The 16,084-nt window shown below is 69.8% G+C and carries 12 protein-coding genes; 6 read left to right on the top strand and 6 right to left on the bottom strand.

Annotated elements, in window-relative coordinates; all coding sequences use genetic code 11:
* Positions 1 to 34: 34 nt before the first annotated feature.
* The 5 genes from ACFYZ8_RS15840 to ACFYZ8_RS15820 are packed head-to-tail and all read right to left on the bottom strand — an operon-like array spanning position 35 to position 5,073.
* Positions 35 to 355: an L-rhamnose mutarotase gene (locus tag ACFYZ8_RS15840; protein ID WP_359029335.1), complete on the bottom strand. Its 321-nt coding sequence runs from the start codon at positions 353 to 355 to the stop codon at positions 35 to 37.
* Between the two features lie 25 nt (positions 356 to 380).
* Positions 381 to 1,460 (bottom strand): rhamnose ABC transporter substrate-binding protein, encoded by a 1,080-nt coding sequence (gene rhaS, locus ACFYZ8_RS15835; RefSeq protein ID WP_359029336.1) that lies wholly within the window; start codon positions 1,458 to 1,460, stop codon positions 381 to 383.
* A 55-nt stretch (positions 1,461 to 1,515) separates the two neighbouring features.
* The gene (locus ACFYZ8_RS15830) at positions 1,516 to 2,526 is read right to left on the bottom strand and encodes an ABC transporter permease (RefSeq protein WP_388532978.1); all 1,011 of its coding nucleotides are present in this window, start codon (positions 2,524 to 2,526) and stop codon (positions 1,516 to 1,518) included.
* Positions 2,519 to 3,559: an ABC transporter permease gene (locus ACFYZ8_RS15825; RefSeq protein WP_359029338.1), complete on the bottom strand. Its 1,041-nt coding sequence runs from the start codon at positions 3,557 to 3,559 to the stop codon at positions 2,519 to 2,521. The genes ACFYZ8_RS15830 and ACFYZ8_RS15825 overlap by 8 nt, the downstream gene beginning before the upstream one ends.
* The gene (locus ACFYZ8_RS15820) at positions 3,556 to 5,073 is read right to left on the bottom strand and encodes a sugar ABC transporter ATP-binding protein (RefSeq protein WP_359029339.1); all 1,518 of its coding nucleotides are present in this window, start codon (positions 5,071 to 5,073) and stop codon (positions 3,556 to 3,558) included. Before ACFYZ8_RS15820 ends, ACFYZ8_RS15825 begins: the two co-directional genes overlap by 4 nt.
* A 273-nt stretch (positions 5,074 to 5,346) precedes the next feature.
* On the opposite strand from ACFYZ8_RS15820, the gene rhaI reads away from it, so the two are divergent.
* The 6 genes from rhaI to ACFYZ8_RS15790 all read left to right on the top strand — a co-directional run bounded on the left by rhaI (position 5,347) and on the right by ACFYZ8_RS15790 (position 13,075).
* Entirely contained in the window at positions 5,347 to 6,507 is a 1,161-nt protein-coding gene (rhaI, locus tag ACFYZ8_RS15815; protein WP_359029340.1) for an L-rhamnose isomerase, read from the top strand.
* A gap of 140 nt (positions 6,508 to 6,647) precedes the next feature.
* A complete protein-coding gene (locus ACFYZ8_RS15810) occupies positions 6,648 to 8,687 on the top strand; it encodes a bifunctional aldolase/short-chain dehydrogenase (protein WP_388532975.1) in 2,040 nt (679 codons plus the stop codon).
* Positions 8,684 to 10,120, top strand: coding sequence for a rhamnulokinase family protein (locus tag ACFYZ8_RS15805; RefSeq protein WP_388532972.1), 1,437 nt, complete (start codon positions 8,684 to 8,686; stop codon positions 10,118 to 10,120). Before ACFYZ8_RS15810 ends, ACFYZ8_RS15805 begins: the two co-directional genes overlap by 4 nt.
* Before the next feature lie 71 nt (positions 10,121 to 10,191).
* Positions 10,192 to 10,947: a (Fe-S)-binding protein gene (locus tag ACFYZ8_RS15800; RefSeq protein WP_359029343.1), complete on the top strand. Its 756-nt coding sequence runs from the start codon at positions 10,192 to 10,194 to the stop codon at positions 10,945 to 10,947.
* Entirely contained in the window at positions 10,944 to 12,422 is a 1,479-nt protein-coding gene (locus ACFYZ8_RS15795) for a LutB/LldF family L-lactate oxidation iron-sulfur protein (RefSeq protein ID WP_359029344.1), read from the top strand. The genes ACFYZ8_RS15800 and ACFYZ8_RS15795 overlap by 4 nt, the downstream gene beginning before the upstream one ends.
* Positions 12,419 to 13,075, top strand: coding sequence for an LUD domain-containing protein (locus tag ACFYZ8_RS15790; RefSeq protein ID WP_359029345.1), 657 nt, complete (start codon positions 12,419 to 12,421; stop codon positions 13,073 to 13,075). The genes ACFYZ8_RS15795 and ACFYZ8_RS15790 overlap by 4 nt, the downstream gene beginning before the upstream one ends.
* Here the strand turns inward: ACFYZ8_RS15790 and ACFYZ8_RS15785 are convergent.
* The gene (locus ACFYZ8_RS15785) at positions 13,048 to 16,038 is read right to left on the bottom strand and encodes a family 78 glycoside hydrolase catalytic domain (protein WP_388532967.1); all 2,991 of its coding nucleotides are present in this window, start codon (positions 16,036 to 16,038) and stop codon (positions 13,048 to 13,050) included. The genes ACFYZ8_RS15790 and ACFYZ8_RS15785 overlap by 28 nt on opposite strands.
* Positions 16,039 to 16,084 lie beyond the last annotated feature (46 nt).

The following is a 16,084-nucleotide window of genomic DNA, read 5'->3' as shown; positions in this document are numbered from 1 at the left end:
TCCTGCGGTCCTGAGGGGGCCTTGCGGGGAGGGGTCAGGCGAGGTGGAACACCTCGGTGAGCGGTTTCATCGCCTCGTCGGGGCGGGCTCCGTCGAGGGACTCGAAGAACTCGCCCATCTCGGCCTGCCAGCGGGCGTTGACCGCGGTGGCTTCCATACCGGCCTTGGCGGCCTCGAAGTCCTCGGTCTCCAGGTAGCCGACGAGCAGGCCGTCGTCACGCAGGAAGAGCGAGTAGTTGTGCCAGCCGGTGGCCGAGAGCGCTTCGAGCATCTCGGGCCACACGGCGGCGTGGCGTTCGCGGTACTCGGCGATCCGGTCCTCACGGACCTTGAGGAGGAAACAGACGCGCTGCATGAAGTACCGCTCCTTCAGGGGGAGATCAGAAGTTGAACTGGTCGATGTTCTTGGCGTCGAACACGGTCGGCTTGCCGAGGTTGATCACGCCGTCCTTGCCGATGGTGTACGTGGTGCCGCCGGCCTTGAAGGTCTCGCCCTCCTTGCCGGTGATCTGACCGGAGGACAGGGCGACGGCGGTCTGCGCGGCCAGGGCGCCGAGCTTCGCCGGGTCCCACAGCTCGAACGCCTCGACGGTGCCGTTCTTGACGTACTTGCGCATGTCGTTGGGGGTGCCGAGGCCGGTCAGCTTGACCTTGCCCTTGTACTTGGAGCCGGAGAGGTACTGGGCGGCGGCCTTGATGCCGACGGTGGTCGGGGAGATGATCCCCTTCAGGTTCGGGTACTGCTGGAGCAGGCCCTGGGTCTGCTGGAAGGACTGCTGGGCGTCGTCGTTGCCGTACGCGACCTTGACGAGCTTGATGTTCTTGTACTTGTCGCCCTTCAGCTCGTCCTTCATGAAGTCGATCCAGGTGTTCTGGTTCGTCGCCGTCTGGGCGGCGGACAGGATCGCGATCTCGCCCTTGTAGCCGATCTGCTCGGCGAGCAGCTGCACCTCGGTGCGGCCCAGGTCCTCGGCGGAGGCCTGCGAGACGAAGGCGTTGCGGCACTCCGGCTTGGTGTCGGAGTCGTAGGTGACGACCTTGATGTCGTTCGACATGGCCTGCTTGAGGGCGGTGCACAGGGCGCCCGGGTCCTGCGCGGACACGGCCATCGCGTTCACCTGCTGCTGGGTGAGCGTGTTGACGTAGGAGACCTGGCCCGCGGTGTCGGTGGCGCTGGAGGGACCGACCTCCTTGTACTTGCTGCCCAGTTCGGTCAGCGCCTTCTCGCCGCCCTTGTCCGCGGAGGTGAAGTACGGGTTGTTGACCTGCTTGGGCAGGAACCCGACGGTCAGGCCCTTCTTGGTGGCCGCGTTCGGGTCGGCCTTGGCCGTGGAGGCCGCCGAGGCGCCCTCGTCCTGCACGTCCTTCTTGGTGGTGCCGCCGCACGCGGTGAGCGCGAGGGCGAGGGAGGTTCCGGCGGCGAGGGCCGCGCAGGAACGGCGGAGGGATGACTTGCGCATGACGGATCTTCCTTACGAGGGTGAGCGGATACGAGGTTTCCTTGGGCGCCCGGATCTAGGAGGCCGGTGTGGGCGCCTTGGACGCCGGTGTCGAGGCGGCTCGGCGGCCGGCCCTCGCAACCGAGATCTGCCGTGCGACCCGGGGGCCCAGCACGGAGAGGACGAGGAGAACGCCGGTGACGACGATCTGGGACTGGGCGGAGACGTCCTGGAGGCTCATCACGTTCTGCAGCGTGCCGAGGAGGAAGACTCCCGCGATGGCCCCGCCGAGCGTGCCCTTGCCGCCGTCGAAGTCGATGCCGCCCAGCAACACGGCCGCCACGACGGAGAGTTCGAGCCCTGTGGCGTTGTCGTAGCGGGCGCTGGCGTAGTGCAGGGCCCAGAAGACGCCGGTGAGGGAGGCCATCAGGCCCGTCACCGTGAACAGGATGAGCTTCTGGCGCTTGACGCGGATGCCGGCGAACCGTGCCGCCTCCTCGCTCGCACCGGTCGCGAACACCGACCGCCCGAACGGCGTGGCGTGCAGGACGACCACGGCGATCGCGAACAGCACGAGGAAGGGCAGGAAGGCCTGCGGGATGAACGTGTCCCCGATCCGCCCGGCCGCGAAGTCCAGGTACTGCGTGGGGAAGTCGGTGACCGCGTCGGAGCCGAGCACGATCTGTGCGATGCCCCGGTAGGCGGCGAGGGTGCCGATGGTGACGGCGAGGGAGGGCAGGCCGAGCCTGGTGACGAGCAGGCCGTTGACCAGCCCGCACACCACGCCGAGGACCAGGCAGATCGGGATGATCACCTCGATCGTCAGGCCCTGGTTCCACAGGGCGCCCATCACCGCGCCGGACAGACCGGCGGTGGAGGCGACCGAGAGGTCGATCTCACCGGAGACGACCAGCAGGGTCATCGGCAGGGCGATCAGCGCGATCGGCAGGGTGTTGCCGATCAGGAACGACAGGTTCAGCGCGTTGCCGAAGCCGTCGACGGTGCCGAAGGACAGCAGCAGGACCACGATCAGGAGGGCGCCGACGACCGTGTCCCAGCGGACTGCGCGCGTCAGGGAGTCAGGCATGGCGGGCGTTCCTCTTCTTCAGGGCGGAGGCCACGCGCAGCGCGACGACCCGGTCGACCGCGATGGCGAGGATGAGCAGGATGCCGTTGATGGCGAGCACCCAGACCGAGCTGACGCCGAGGGCGGGCAGCACGCTGTTGATGGAGGTCAGCAGCAGGGCGCCGAGGGCCGCGCCGTAGACGCTGCCGGAGCCGCCGGTGAAGACGACACCGCCGACCACGACCGCGCTGACGACGGTCAGTTCGTAGCCGGTGCCGGTCCCGGAGTCGACGTTGCCGAACCGGGCCAGGTACATCGCCCCGGCGAGTCCTGCGAGGCCGCCGCAGAAGGTGTACGCGGCCAGGATCCGCTTGCGCACCGGAATGCCGGCGAGCCGTGCGGCCTCGGGGTTGGAGCCGAGCGCGTACAGCTCTCGTCCGCTGCCGAAGTGCTTGAGGTAGTAGGCGGTGGCGACGAGTACCGCCAGCGCGATCAGGGCCAGCCACGGCACCGCGGAGATACCGCCGGAGCCGAAGTTCACGAAGCCGTCCGGGAGATCGGCCGCGGTGATCTGGCGGGAGCCGACCCAGATGGAGTCGATGCCCCGGATGATGTAGAGGGTGCCCAGGGTGACCACGAGGGCGGGCACCTGGCCGAGGCTGACGAGGAGGCCGTTGAGCAGGCCGAAGCCGATGCCGAGCAGGACCGCGAGGACGATCGCCACGACGGGGTTGCCGCCGCCCTGGAGGTAGGTGCCGGCGGCGAAGGCGCTGATGCCGAGGGTGGAGCCGACCGAGAGGTCGACGTTCCTCGTGATGACGACCAGCGACTGGCCGGTGGCGACCAGCACCAGGATCGTGGCGTTCAGCAGCAGGTCCTTGATGCCCTGCTCGGTGAGGAAGTCGCTGTTCCCGATCTGGGTGACGACGATCATCACCAGGAAGACCACCAGGATGGCGAGCTCGCGCATCTTGAAGACGCGGTCGACCAGGCGGGTGCCGCTGGACTTGGGTACGTCGTTCACGGGGGCCTGGTGGGGAGTCGTCACCGTCATGCGGCGGCCCTCCCGGTGGCTGCGGCCATCACGGTTTCCTCGGTGGCGTCGGAGCGCGGGATCTCGGCGGTGAGGCGGCCCTCGTGCATCACGAGCACGCGGTCGGCCATGCCGAGGATCTCGGGCAGGTCGGAGGAGATCATCAAGATGGCCACCCCGTCGGCGGCCAGCTCGCTCAGCAGCCGGTGCACCTCGGCCTTGGTGCCGACGTCGATGCCGCGGGTCGGCTCGTCGACGATGAGCACCTTGGGGCCGGTGGCCAGCCACTTGGCGAGGACGACCTTCTGCTGGTTGCCGCCCGACAGGGTGTTCACCGTGTCGGCGATCCGGGCGTACTTCACCTGGAGCTTGACGGCCCAGTCGAGGGAGCGGCTGCGTTCGGCGCCCCGGTCCATGAGCCCTGCCTTGACGGTCGTCCGCAGACCCGTGAGGCCGATGTTGCGCTCGATGGACATGTCCATCACGAGGCCCTGGGCCCGCCGGTCCTCGGGGACCAGGGCGAGGCCCGCGGCCATCGCGGTGGAGGGCGCGCCGTTGACGAGTGCCTTCCCTCCCACGGTGACCTCGCCGGCGTCCCAGCGGTCGATGCCGAACACGGCCCGGGCGACTTCGGTACGGCCCGCTCCGACGAGCCCCGCCAGACCGACGATCTCGCCTCGCCTGACCTCGAACGAGACGTCGGTGAAGACGCCTTCCCGGGTCAGCCGGCTCACCGTGAGCGCGACCTCGCCGGGGCGTACGTCCTGCTTGGGGTAGAGCTCGTCGAGGTCGCGGCCGACCATGCGGCGGACCAGGTCGTCCTCGGTCATGCCCTCGATCGGCTCGCTGGAGATCCAGGCGCCGTCGCGCAGGGTGGTGACCGTCTGGCAGATCTGGAAGATCTCCTCCAGGCGGTGCGAGATGAACAGCACGGCGGCGCCCTGCTCGCGGAGCGTCTTGACGACGCCGAAGAGGCGGGCCACCTCGCTGCCGGTCAGGGCGGCCGTGGGCTCGTCCATGATCAGGACGCGGGCCTCGAAGGACAGCGCCTTGGCGATCTCCACGATCTGCTGGTCGGCGATGGACAGGCCGCGCGCCGGGCGGTCGGGGTCGAGCTCGACCCCGAGGCGCTGCATCAGGGCCAGGGTCGCGGTGTGTGTGGCCTTGTGGTCGATCCGGCCGAGGGCGCGCCGGGGCTGGCGGCCCATGAAGATGTTCTCGGCGATCGACAGGTCGGGGAAGAGTGTGGGCTCCTGGTAGATCACGGCGATGCCCGCGTCGCGAGCGTCACCGGGACCGTGGAAGACGACCGGCTCACCGTCGAGCAGTACCTGGCCGGTGTCCGGCCGGTGCACTCCGGCGAGGGTCTTGATGAGGGTCGACTTGCCCGCGCCGTTCTCGCCGGCGAGGGCGTGCACCTCCCCGGGAAACAGCTCCAGGGAGACGTCCCGCAGGGCGCGAACCGCGCCGAAGGACTTCGAGATGTCCCTGAGCGCGAGAACCGGGGCCGGACCCGTGGTGGACGGGTGGGTCATTGGAGGCTCCTCGACGACGCCGGCGGGACGGCCCTCACGGCGTCGTGAAAGGTTTCAACTTGGTTGCCGGGACGTTAGACATGCAGCGCATGTCACGTCAATGGGTTCGTGTCGAAAAAGTTTCGATGAACTCAGGTCACAGCGGGGTCACGGGCAACAGCCTTGGTCGCAGGGGTTGACACCCCTGCGAGGTCGCCATACTTTCCCGTCTTGAATCGTTTCACAGTGAAGCTGTTCGAAAGTCCTTGGACCCGACGTCACAGGAGCCCTCAAGTGACCGAGCTCGCCGCGGTGAAGGCCGCTCTCAAGACCCAGGCCGTCGAGACGCCGTCGTGGGCGTACGGGAACTCGGGAACCCGCTTCAAGGTGTTCGCCCAGCAGGGCGTACCGCGCACCCCGCAGGAGAAGCTGGAGGACGCCGCGCAGGTGCACGCGTTCACCGGGGTGGCCCCGACCGTCGCCCTGCACATCCCGTGGGACAAGGTCGAGGACTACGCCGCGCTGGCGAAGTTCGCCGAGGAGCGGGGCGTGAGGCTGGGCGCCATCAACTCCAACACCTTCCAGGACGACGACTACAAGCTGGGCAGCATCTGCCACCCGGACGCGGGCGTACGGCGGAAGGCTCTCGATCACCTGCTGGAGTGCGTCGACATCATGGACGCCACGGGGTCCACGGACCTCAAGCTGTGGTTCGCCGACGGCACGAACTACCCCGGCCAGGACGACCTGCGGGCCCGGCAGGACCGGCTCGCCGAAGGCCTCGCCGAGGTGTACGACCGTCTGGGTGACGGCCAGCGGATGCTCCTTGAGTACAAGTTCTTCGAGCCGGCGTTCTACTCGACGGACGTGCCGGACTGGGGGACGGCGTACGCGCACTGCCTCAAGCTCGGGGAGAAGGCCCAGGTCGTCGTCGACACCGGGCACCACGCTCCCGGCACCAACATCGAGTTCATCGTGACCACGCTGCTGCGGGAGGGGAAGCTCGGCGGGTTCGACTTCAACTCGCGCTTCTACGCCGACGACGACCTGATGGTGGGGGCGGCTGATCCCTTCCAGCTGTTCCGGATCATGTACGAGGTGGTGCGCGGGGGTGGGTTCACCTCCGACGTGGCGTTCATGCTCGACCAGTGCCACAACATCGAGGCGAAGATTCCGGCGATCATCCGGTCGGTGATGAACGTGCAGGAGGCGACAGCCAAGGCGCTGCTGGTCGACCGCGTCGCTCTGGCCGATGCGCAGGCTTCCGGCGACGTTCTTGAGGCGAACGCGGTGTTGATGGACGCGTACAACACGGATGTGCGGCCGCTGCTTGCGGAGGTGCGCGAGGAGATGGGGCTGGACGCGAACCCGATCGCTGCGTACAAGCGGTCCGGGTGGGCCGAGAAGATCGTGGCTGAGCGGGTTGGCGGGGAGCAGGCCGGGTGGGGGGCGTAAGCGTCTGCCGGGATCTGTCGTATGCGGGGTGCGGGCCGGTTGTGGCTGGTCGCGCCCGCGCGGCGGTAGCCGCAAATTGATGGGGCCCCGCGCCCCTAGGGAAGAACAATCACCCTCTTTTCAGTAAGGACTGGAAGTTCATGGCAACCCATCCCGAAGCCGCCGCTCTCCTCGCCCGTTCCCGTCGGCTTGGCTCCGATCCCCGTAACACCAACTACGCCGGTGGCAACGCGTCCGCCAAGGGCACCGACACCGATCCCGTCACCGGGGGTGATGTGGAGCTGATGTGGGTCAAGGGGTCCGGGGGTGACCTCGGGACGCTGACCGAGGCCGGGCTCGCCGTGCTGCGGCTGGACCGGATGCGGGCGCTCGTCGACGTGTACCCGGGTGTGGAGCGCGAGGACGAGATGGTCGCCGCGTTCGACTACTGCCTGCACGGCAAGGGCGGCGCCGCTCCCTCCATCGACACCGCCATGCACGGGCTCGTGGAGGCCGCTCATGTCGATCATCTGCACCCCGACTCCGGGATCGCGCTCGCCTGTGCCGCCGACGGGGAGAAGCTGACCGCCGAGTGCTTCGGGGACACCGTCGCCTGGGTGCCGTGGCGGCGGCCCGGGTTCCAGCTGGGGCTGGACATCGCGGCCATCAAGGCGGCCAACCCGCAGGCGATCGGAGTCGTGCTGGGTGGGCACGGGATCACCGCCTGGGGCGACACCGCCGAGGAGTGCGAGAAGAACTCGCTGCACATCATCCGGACGGCCGAGAAGTTCCTGGAGGAGCGCGGCAGGGCCGAGCCCTTCGGGCCCGTCGTCGAGGGGTACGGCGCCCTGTCCGAGAGTGAGCGCAGGGAGCGGGCCGCCGCCCTCGCGCCGTACGTCCGCGCGATCGCCTCCCAGGACAAGCCGCAGGTGGGGCACTTCAACGACTCGGAGCCGGTGCTGGAGTTCCTGGCCCGCGCCGAGCACCCGCGCCTCGCCGCCCTCGGCACCTCCTGCCCCGACCACTTCCTGCGGACCAAGGTGCGGCCGCTCGTCCTCGATCTGCCGCCGACCGCTCCGCTGGAGGAGGCCATCGCGCGGCTCGGCGAGCTGCACGCCGAGTACCGCGAGGAGTACGCCGCCTACTACCAGCGGCACGCGCTGCCCGACTCCCCGGCGATGCGCGGCGCCGACCCGGCGATCGTGCTGATCCCGGGTGTCGGCATGTTCTCCTTCGGCAAGGACAAGCAGACCGCCCGGGTCGCGGGTGAGTTCTACGTCAACGCGATCAACGTGATGCGGGGCGCCGAGGCCGTCTCGTCGTACGCGCCGATCGAGGAGTCCGAGAAGTTCCGCATCGAGTACTGGGCGCTCGAGGAAGCGAAGCTTCAGCGGATGCCGAAGGCCAAGCCGCTCGCGACCCGGGTCGCGCTCGTGACGGGGGCCGGCAGCGGAATCGGGAAGGCCATCGCGCAGCGGCTGGTCGCCGAGGGCGCGTGTGTCGTCGTCGCCGATCTCAACACCGAGAACGCGGCCGCGGTCGCCGAGGAGCTCGGCGGGGCCGACAAGGCCGTCGCCGTGACCGTGGACGTGACGGACGAGGAGCAGATCGCCTCGGCCTTCAAGGCGGCCCTGCTGGCCTTCGGCGGCGTGGACCTCGTCGTCAACAACGCCGGTATCTCCATCTCCAAGCCGCTCCTGGAGACCTCCGCCAAGGACTGGGACCTCCAGCACGACATCATGGCGCGCGGTTCCTTCCTGGTGTCGCGGGAGGCGGCCCGGGTGATGATCGCGCAGAAGCTGGGCGGCGACGTCGTCTACATCGCTTCCAAGAACGCCGTGTTCGCCGGGCCCAACAACATCGCCTACTCCGCCACCAAGGCCGACCAGGCCCACCAAGTCCGGCTGCTGGCAGCCGAGTTGGGTGAGCACGGCATCCGCGTCAACGGCGTCAACCCCGATGGTGTGGTGCGCGGGTCCGGCATCTTCGCCGGGGGCTGGGGCGCCAAGCGGGCCGCCGTGTACGGCGTGGAGGAGGAGAAGCTGGGCGAGTTCTACGCCCAGCGGACCATCCTCAAGCGCGAGGTGCTCCCCGAGCATGTCGCCAACGCCGTCTTCGCGCTGACCGGTGGGGAGTTGACCCACACCACCGGACTGCACGTCCCCGTCGACGCCGGCGTCGCGGCCGCCTTCCTGCGATGAGCGCGTCCGTGAAGTCGTACGCCGCGGTCGACCTCGGCGCGTCCAGTGGACGTGTCATGGTCGGCCGCGTCGGCCCCGACAGCCTGGCGCTGTCCGAGGCCCACCGGTTCGCCAACCGGCCGGTGCGCGTGCCCGAGGGCCTGCGCTGGGACATCCTCTCCCTCTACGGCGGTGTCCTGGACGGGCTCAAGGCGGCCGGCCAGGTCGACTCCGTCGGCATCGACAGCTGGGCCGTGGACTACGGACTGCTGGACGCCGACGGGGCCCTGCTGGGCAACCCGGTGCACTACCGGGACTCCCGGACCGAGGGCATCGCGCAGAAGGTGTGGGCCACCGTGCCCGCACCGGAGCTCTACGCGGCGACCGGGCTCCAGTACGCGCCCTTCAACACGCTGTACCAGCTCGTCGCCGACCGACTCGGCGGTGCGCGGCGGTTGTTGATGATCCCCGACCTGCTCACCTACTGGCTCACCGGCGAACAGGGCACCGAACTGACCAACGCCTCGACCACCCAGCTGATCGATCCCCGGACGCGGACGTGGGCCCACGGCATCGCCGAACGGCTGGGCATCGACCTTCAGTTGTTCGCTCCGCTGCGGCAACCGGGCGATCCGGCGGGTCTGTTGCGGCCCGAGGTGCTGGAGGAGACCGGACTGCGCGGGCCCGTGCCGGTGACGGCCGTCGGGTCGCACGACACCGCCTCCGCGGTGGCCGCCGTGCCCGCGTCCGGTGAGCGGTTCGCCTACATCTGCACCGGCACCTGGTCTCTCGCGGGGCTCGAGCTGGACGCGCCGGTGCTGACGGAGGAGAGCCGGGCCGCCAACTTCACCAACGAGCTGGGGCTCGACGGCACGGTCCGGTATCTGCGGAACATCATGGGGCTGTGGCTGCTCCAGGAGTGCGTAAGGGCCTGGGGCGACCCGGATCTGGGCGAGCTGCTCCTGGACGCGGCCAAGGTGCCGGCGCTGCGGTCGGTCGTGGACGCGGGGGACGCCATGTTCCTCGCGCCGGGCCGGATGCCGGAGCGGATCGCCGAGGCGTGCCGTGCCTCCGGGCAGCCGGTGCCCGCCTCCCCCGCCGAGGTCACCCGGTGCATCCTCGACTCGCTGGCGCTGGCCCACCGCAAGGCCGTCCAGGAGGCGCAGCGGCTGGCAGACCACCCCGTGGACGTCGTGTACGTCGTCGGGGGCGGGACGCGCAACGCCCTGCTGTGCCAGCTGACCGCCGACGCCTGCGGGCTGCCGGTGGTGGCGGGGCCGACCGAGGCGGCGGCCCTGGGGAACGTGCTGGTCCAGGCGCGGGCCCACGGGCTCGTGGGTGACCTCGCGGGCGGGCGGGCGCTGCTCACCCGGACCCAGCCGCTCACGCGGTACGAGCCGCAGGGCGACACCGCGCGCTGGCGCGAGGCACAGGCCCGGCCGGCCGGGGCCTGACCAGGGTCTCCCCCAGAGGTCGCCCCCCGACTACGCTTCACTCATCCGATGACCGACCACAAGGAGCCGCGATGCGTGTCGCCCTGTTCCTGACCTGTGTCAACGACACGCTGTATCCGGACACCGGGCGCGCTGTGGTGAAACTGCTGACCAGGCTGGGCGTGGACGTCGACTTCCCGATGTCCCAGACCTGCTGCGGGCAGGCCCACTACAACACCGGCTACCGGCATGAGGCGGAACCGCTGGCCCGGCATTTCTCCGATGTCTTCCGGGACTACGAGGCGATCGTGACGCCGTCCGGCTCCTGCGGGGCGATGGTGCGGGAGCTGTATCCACGGATGGGTGAGCGGGCCCGGGCCGAGGGTCGCGGGGAGAGCCTCGCCGCGACCCTCGCGCCCGTGGTGCCGAAGACGTACGAGCTCACGGAGTTCCTGGTGGACGTGCTGGGGGTGACGGACGTCGGGGCGTACTACCCGCACACGGTGACCTACCACCCGACCTGTCACGGACTGCGCGGCCTCGGGCTCGGTGACCGGCCGCGGCGGCTGCTCCAGGCGGTCAAGGGGCTTGAGCTGAAGGAGCTTCCGGGCGCCGACGAGTGCTGCGGCTTCGGTGGCACCTTCGCGCTGAAGAACTCCGATGTCTCGGCGGCGATGGGGACGGACAAGGTGCGCAACGCGGAGTCGACGGGCGCCGAGGTGCTGTGCGCCGCCGACAACTCCTGCCTGATGCACATCGGCGGCACGATGAGCCGGCTGGAGTCGGACATGCGGCCGGTGCACATCGCGGAGATCCTGGCGAGCACGGAAGAGGAGCCGACCGTATGAGCGGGACGTTCGTAGGGATGCCGGCCTTCCCCGAGGCCGCGCACGAGGCCGTCAACAACAAGACGCTGCGCGGGAATCTGCGTCACGCCACGCACACGATCCGCGCCAAGCGGGCCAAGGCCGTCGCCGAGGTCTCCGACTGGGCGGAGCTGCGCGAGGCGGGCAAGCGGATCAAGGATCACACGCTGCGTCATCTCGACCGTTATCTCGTGCAGTTGGAGGAGTCGGTCGTGGCGGCGGGCGGCACCGTCCACTGGGCGGCCGACGCCGACGAGGCCAACGAGATCGTCACCCGGCTCGTCAAGATGACCGGCGAGTCGGAGGTCGTCAAGGTCAAGTCGATGGCCACACAGGAGATCGGGCTCAACGAGGCCCTTCTCGAGGAGGGCATTCACGCCTACGAGACCGATCTCGCCGAGCTGATCGTGCAGTTGGGCAAGGACCGGCCCTCCCACATCCTCGTCCCGGCGATCCACCGCAACCGGGGCGAGATCCGGGACATCTTCGAGCGCGAGATGAGCGAGTGGGGCCGCCCGGCCCCCGAGGGCCTCACCGACACGCCCGCCGAACTGGCGGAGGCGGCCCGGCTGCACCTGCGGGAGAAGTTCCTGCGCGCCAAGGTCGGCGTCTCCGGCGCCAACTTCATGGTCGCCGAGACCGGCACCCTGGTGGTCGTGGAGTCCGAGGGCAACGGACGGATGTGCCTGACCCTGCCCGAGACGCTGATCTCGGTCGTCGGCATCGAGAAGATCGTGCCGACCTGGCAGGACCTGGAGGTCTTCCTCCAGACCCTCCCGCGCTCCTCGACGGCCGAGCGCATGAACCCGTACACCTCGACGTGGACCGGCACGACGGACGAGGACGGCCCGCAGAACTTCCATCTGGTGCTGCTCGACAACGGCCGCTCCGACACCCTCGCCGACGAGGTCGGCCGCCAGGCCCTGCGCTGCATCCGCTGCTCGGCGTGCCTGAACGTCTGCCCGGTGTACGAGCGGGCCGGCGGACACGCCTACGGCTCGGTCTACCCGGGCCCGATCGGCGCCATCCTCAGTCCCCAACTCCGGGGTACCGCAAGCGAGATCGACGCCTCGCTGCCGTACGCCTCCTCGTTGTGCGGGGCCTGCTACGACGTCTGCCCCGTCGCCATCGACATCCCCGAGGTGCTGGTGCATCTGCGGGAGCGGATCGTGGAAGGCGGGCCGGTCGTCCGCGAGGGCAACAAGGTGGTGCTCAAACCCGCCAAGGGGCACGCGGCCGAGCGGGCGGCGATGCGGGCCGCGCGCTGGACGTTCGCCCACCCCGGCGCCCTGCGCACCGGGCAGCGGCTGGCCTCGCGCACCCGGCGCATCCATCCTCGCTCCCTTCCCGGTCCCGGGAAGGCGTGGAGCGGGACCCGGGATCTGCCCGCCGTGCCCGCGGAGCCGTTCCGCGACTGGTGGCAGCGCACCAACGGTGGCAAGGAGGGCGGCAAGTGAGCAGCAGGGAAAGGATCCTGGGCCGGGTGCGGCGCGCGCTGGCCGACGCCCCCGGCGAGGACATCCCGATCGAGCGCGGGTATCTGCGGGAGCACGGCGAGCGGAGTGTCGAGCAGACCGTGGAGCTGCTCGCCGAGAACCTCGCGGACTACCGGGCGATCGTGCACCGCTGCACGTCGGCCGACCTCCCGGCGACGCTCGCCGGCATGCTGGCGGCCCGCGGTTCGAAGACGGTTCTCGTGCCCCCCGGTCTGGAGGAGGTCTGGCTGGCGGAGGCCGACGCCGAGCAGATCCCGGACCGGGCCGAGAGCACCCCGTACGAACTGGACCGGATCGACAGTGTGGTCACGGCGTGCGCGGTGGCCGTCGCCGAGACCGGAACCATCGTGCTGGACGGCGGCCCGGACCAGGGCCGTCGCCGGATCACCCTGGTCCCGGACCACCACATCTGCGTCGTACGGGTCCCGGACCAGGTGGTCTCGTCGGTGCCGCAGGCCCTCGAACGCCTCGACCCGCTACGCCCGTTGACGTGGATCTCCGGCCCTTCGGCGACCAGTGACATCGAGCTGGACCGGGTCGAGGGGGTGCACGGTCCGCGCACCCTGGAGGTGGTGCTGGTGGACACTCAGGCGAGCGCTGAGGTCAACTCGTAGTGTCCTGAGGGGAGTTCGTACGAGGCGACACCGTCCTCGAAGCCCAGGTACGTCACTCCCCCGACCTGTGACAGGGGTGTGCGTCCCTCGCGCACGGAGTCGGGGTCGGCCGTGGGGACGCGCAGGGTCGCGGTGCTGTTGGCGGGGACCGCGACCCGGTGGGTGAACTCGCTCTCCCGCACCGCCCATTCGCTGACGATCTCCCCGTACGGCGACCGGTGGGAGCCCTTCACCCGGGTGATCCTCCCCGTGGGGTCGAGGTGCGGGCGCAGGAAGAAGTGCTTGAAGCCCGGGTGGGCCGGGTCCTTGGCGATGCCGGCCATGCTCTCGTACATCCACTCCATGATCGCCCCGTAGGCGTAGTGGTTGAACGAGTTCATCTCGACCGGTCCGAAGCCGTCCTCCTTCGAGTACGAGTTCCAGCGCTCCCAGACCGTCGTCGCGCCGTTCTTCACCGAGTACAGCCAGGACGGCATCGCGTCCTGGTGCAACACCTTGTACGCCAGCTCTACTTGACCCTCCTCGGTGAGCACGGGGGCCAGCACGTTCACCCCGAGGAAGCCGACGGAGAGGGTGTTCTCGGCGTATCCGACGCGGGTGCTGTCGGGGTGGGCGGCCTTGTAGGCGGCGGAGTTGCCGATGTTCTCGACGAGGAGTCGGACGATTGCGCGCCGCTGGACCTCGGTGTCGTACAGGCCGAGTTTGAGGACCCAGAGCAGGGCGGTCTGGCTGTCGTCCTCGGTCCGGGTGGGACTGCCTCCCGGGGTCCAGGGCGGCGGGGAGCCGAGGCTGGAACGCACGGTGAGGCGGCCGTCCTCGGTGCTGCCGTCCTCGGCGCTGAGGTACTTGGTGACGAACGCCCGCTTGATGTGGGAGAAGAGGTCGTCGTAGGCGTGGGCCTCGGCGGTGCGCCCGGTGGCGCGGGCCATGTCCGCCATGAGGCGGGCGCTGTGGGCGTAGTAGGCGTCGCTGACGAGCTGGGTGCTGGTGACCTGGAAGGCGAGCCAGTCGCCGAAGATCGCGCCCTGTCCGGCGTAGCTGTCGCCGGTGCGCGCCCGGATCCAGTCCATGTAGGCCGTCATCGCGTCCCAGCTGCGGTCCACGATGGTGGTGTCCCCGCTCATCTGCCACACGGTCCAGGGCAGGACGACCCCGCAGTCCGCCCAACCGCTCGCCGGTTCCGGCTCGTTGTAGCGGGCGCCGGGCGCGATCCAGGTGAACTGGGCGCCGTCCGCGCCGTAGGTGCGCTGGGAGTCGATCAGGATGTCCTGGAAGTGGCTCAGGAAGGCGACGGCGTCGGTGTTGTAGAGGCCGGTCTGGGAGAAGAGCTGGGTGTCGCCGGTCCAGCCGCAGCGTTCGTCGCGTTGCGGGCAGTCGGTGGGCACCCAGAGGTAGTTGCCGCGCTGGCCCCAACGGACGTTGCTGATCAGTTGGTTGACGTCGGGGTCGTCGGTGGTGATGTGGCCGATGTCGCGGAGGGCGGAGGTGGCGACCTTCCCGGTCAGGTCGGTGAGGGTGACGGTGGCGGTCGTCGTGACGGAGAGGTAGCGGAAGCCGTAGAAGGTCAGGGAGTCCTGATGGGTCTCGCCCTCCGGGTCGCCCTTGAGGATGTATGTGCTGGTGGCCCCGGCGGTGCGGAGGTTGGCCCGGTAGACGGAGCCCGCGGGGCCGTCGGCGCCCGCGCTCGTGTCGTTGAGCATCTCCCCCGGGGCGAAGGCCACTTCGGCTCCGGCGGGGCCGCGCAGGGTGTAGCGGGGGACGCCGACGAGGTTCTGGCCGAGGTCGATCACGGCGGTGTCGCCGGGGTGCAGGGTGAGGGGGGCGGTGGCGGCCTCGGTGGGGTCGGTGACCGTGCGGGCGGGGTCGGGGACGAAATCGCCGCCGCCGGTGTAGACGGTGATCGACCGCGGCCTGCGGTCCCACTCGGGCATCAGCCGGGCCGATTCGCCCGGGTGGGCGACCAGTCGGGAGTCGGGGAACCGGGTGGTGAAGTCGTGTTCCTCGGTTCCGGACCAGGCGGAGGCGTCGAAGCCGTTCGTGGTCCAGCCGGGCAGTTCCCTGCGGGCGTCGTAGGTCTGGCCGTCGTAGATGTCGTCGGCGCGGTAGGGACCGGTGTCCGTGGCCCGCCAGTCGTCGCCGGGCGTGGTGACGACGGTCTGGGTCGAGCCGTCCTCGTAGCGGATCAGGAGCTTGGCCTTGAGGGCGAGGCGGTTGCCGGCCGCGGAGTAGTACACGCTGTTGTCGGAGACACGGCCGTTGTACCAGCCGTTGCCCAGCACCGCCCCGAGGGTGACCTGCGGCTTCCCCGCCACCAGGGCCGTCACGTCGTAGGTGAAGTAGTTGACGGTGGTGTCGTAGTCGGTCCAGCCCGGAGTGAGGAGTTCGTATGTGGTGGCGCCGTCCTGGAGTACGGCGACTCGGCGACCGTTGACGTAGGCGTCGTACACGCCGAGCGCGGAGATGTAGAGGCGGGCGTCGCGCACCCGGCCGGCTTTGAGGGCCGTCTGCCTTCTCAGGAGCGGCGAACCCGCGCTGTTCGGCACCTTGCCGGCCATGCTGATCCACTGGGCGCCGTCCCAGCCGGTCACGCCGTCGGTGCCGAGCAGGCCGGTCTCGAAGTGCGCGGGCGGGGCCTCGGGGAGCTGCCTGCGGCCGTTCTCGTCCCAGACCTGGACCGTCCAGTGGTAGCGGGTCGAGGGGTGCAGGTCGGGGCCCGCGTAGCGCACGGCCACCGAGTCCGCCGAGTCGGTCCGACCGCTGTCCCAGACGTCCGCGAGGCCGTCGGCCAGACGGTCCGGGACGGACGCGACCAGGATGCGGTACGCCGTCTGACGCCGGCCGCGAACCCGGGACGCGGTGCGCCAGCCGAAGCGCGGGCGGGCCGCGTCCACGCCGAGCGGATCCGTGCGGTGCTCCACCGTGAGGCCCTCGACGCCGTTCGTGCTGTCGGCTCCGTCGGTCATGCCGTGGTCCCTTCGACTGCTCCCAGTTGTATCGATTCAGCTGGGT

The sequence above is a fragment of the Streptomyces sp. NPDC001668 genome (genome assembly GCF_042893155.1).
GTDB lineage: Bacteria > Actinomycetota > Actinomycetes > Streptomycetales > Streptomycetaceae > Streptomyces.
This window is presented reverse-complemented; position numbering and strand designations above follow the sequence as displayed.

Coding starts and splice junctions, on each gene's coding strand:
- ACFYZ8_RS15840 (WP_359029335.1), bottom strand. CDS start 355: ATGCAGCGCGTCTGTTTCCTCCTCAAGGTCCGTGAGGACCGGATCGCC.
- rhaS (WP_359029336.1), bottom strand. CDS start 1,460: ATGCGCAAGTCATCCCTCCGCCGTTCCTGCGCGGCCCTCGCCGCCGGA.
- ACFYZ8_RS15830 (WP_388532978.1), bottom strand. CDS start 2,526: ATGCCTGACTCCCTGACGCGCGCAGTCCGCTGGGACACGGTCGTCGGC.
- ACFYZ8_RS15825 (WP_359029338.1), bottom strand. CDS start 3,559: ATGACGGTGACGACTCCCCACCAGGCCCCCGTGAACGACGTACCCAAG.
- ACFYZ8_RS15820 (WP_359029339.1), bottom strand. CDS start 5,073: ATGACCCACCCGTCCACCACGGGTCCGGCCCCGGTTCTCGCGCTCAGG.
- ACFYZ8_RS15810 (WP_388532975.1), top strand. CDS start 6,648: ATGGCAACCCATCCCGAAGCCGCCGCTCTCCTCGCCCGTTCCCGTCGG.
- ACFYZ8_RS15805 (WP_388532972.1), top strand. CDS start 8,684: ATGAGCGCGTCCGTGAAGTCGTACGCCGCGGTCGACCTCGGCGCGTCC.
- ACFYZ8_RS15800 (WP_359029343.1), top strand. CDS start 10,192: ATGCGTGTCGCCCTGTTCCTGACCTGTGTCAACGACACGCTGTATCCG.
- ACFYZ8_RS15795 (WP_359029344.1), top strand. CDS start 10,944: ATGAGCGGGACGTTCGTAGGGATGCCGGCCTTCCCCGAGGCCGCGCAC.
- ACFYZ8_RS15785 (WP_388532967.1), bottom strand. CDS start 16,038: ATGACCGACGGAGCCGACAGCACGAACGGCGTCGAGGGCCTCACGGTG.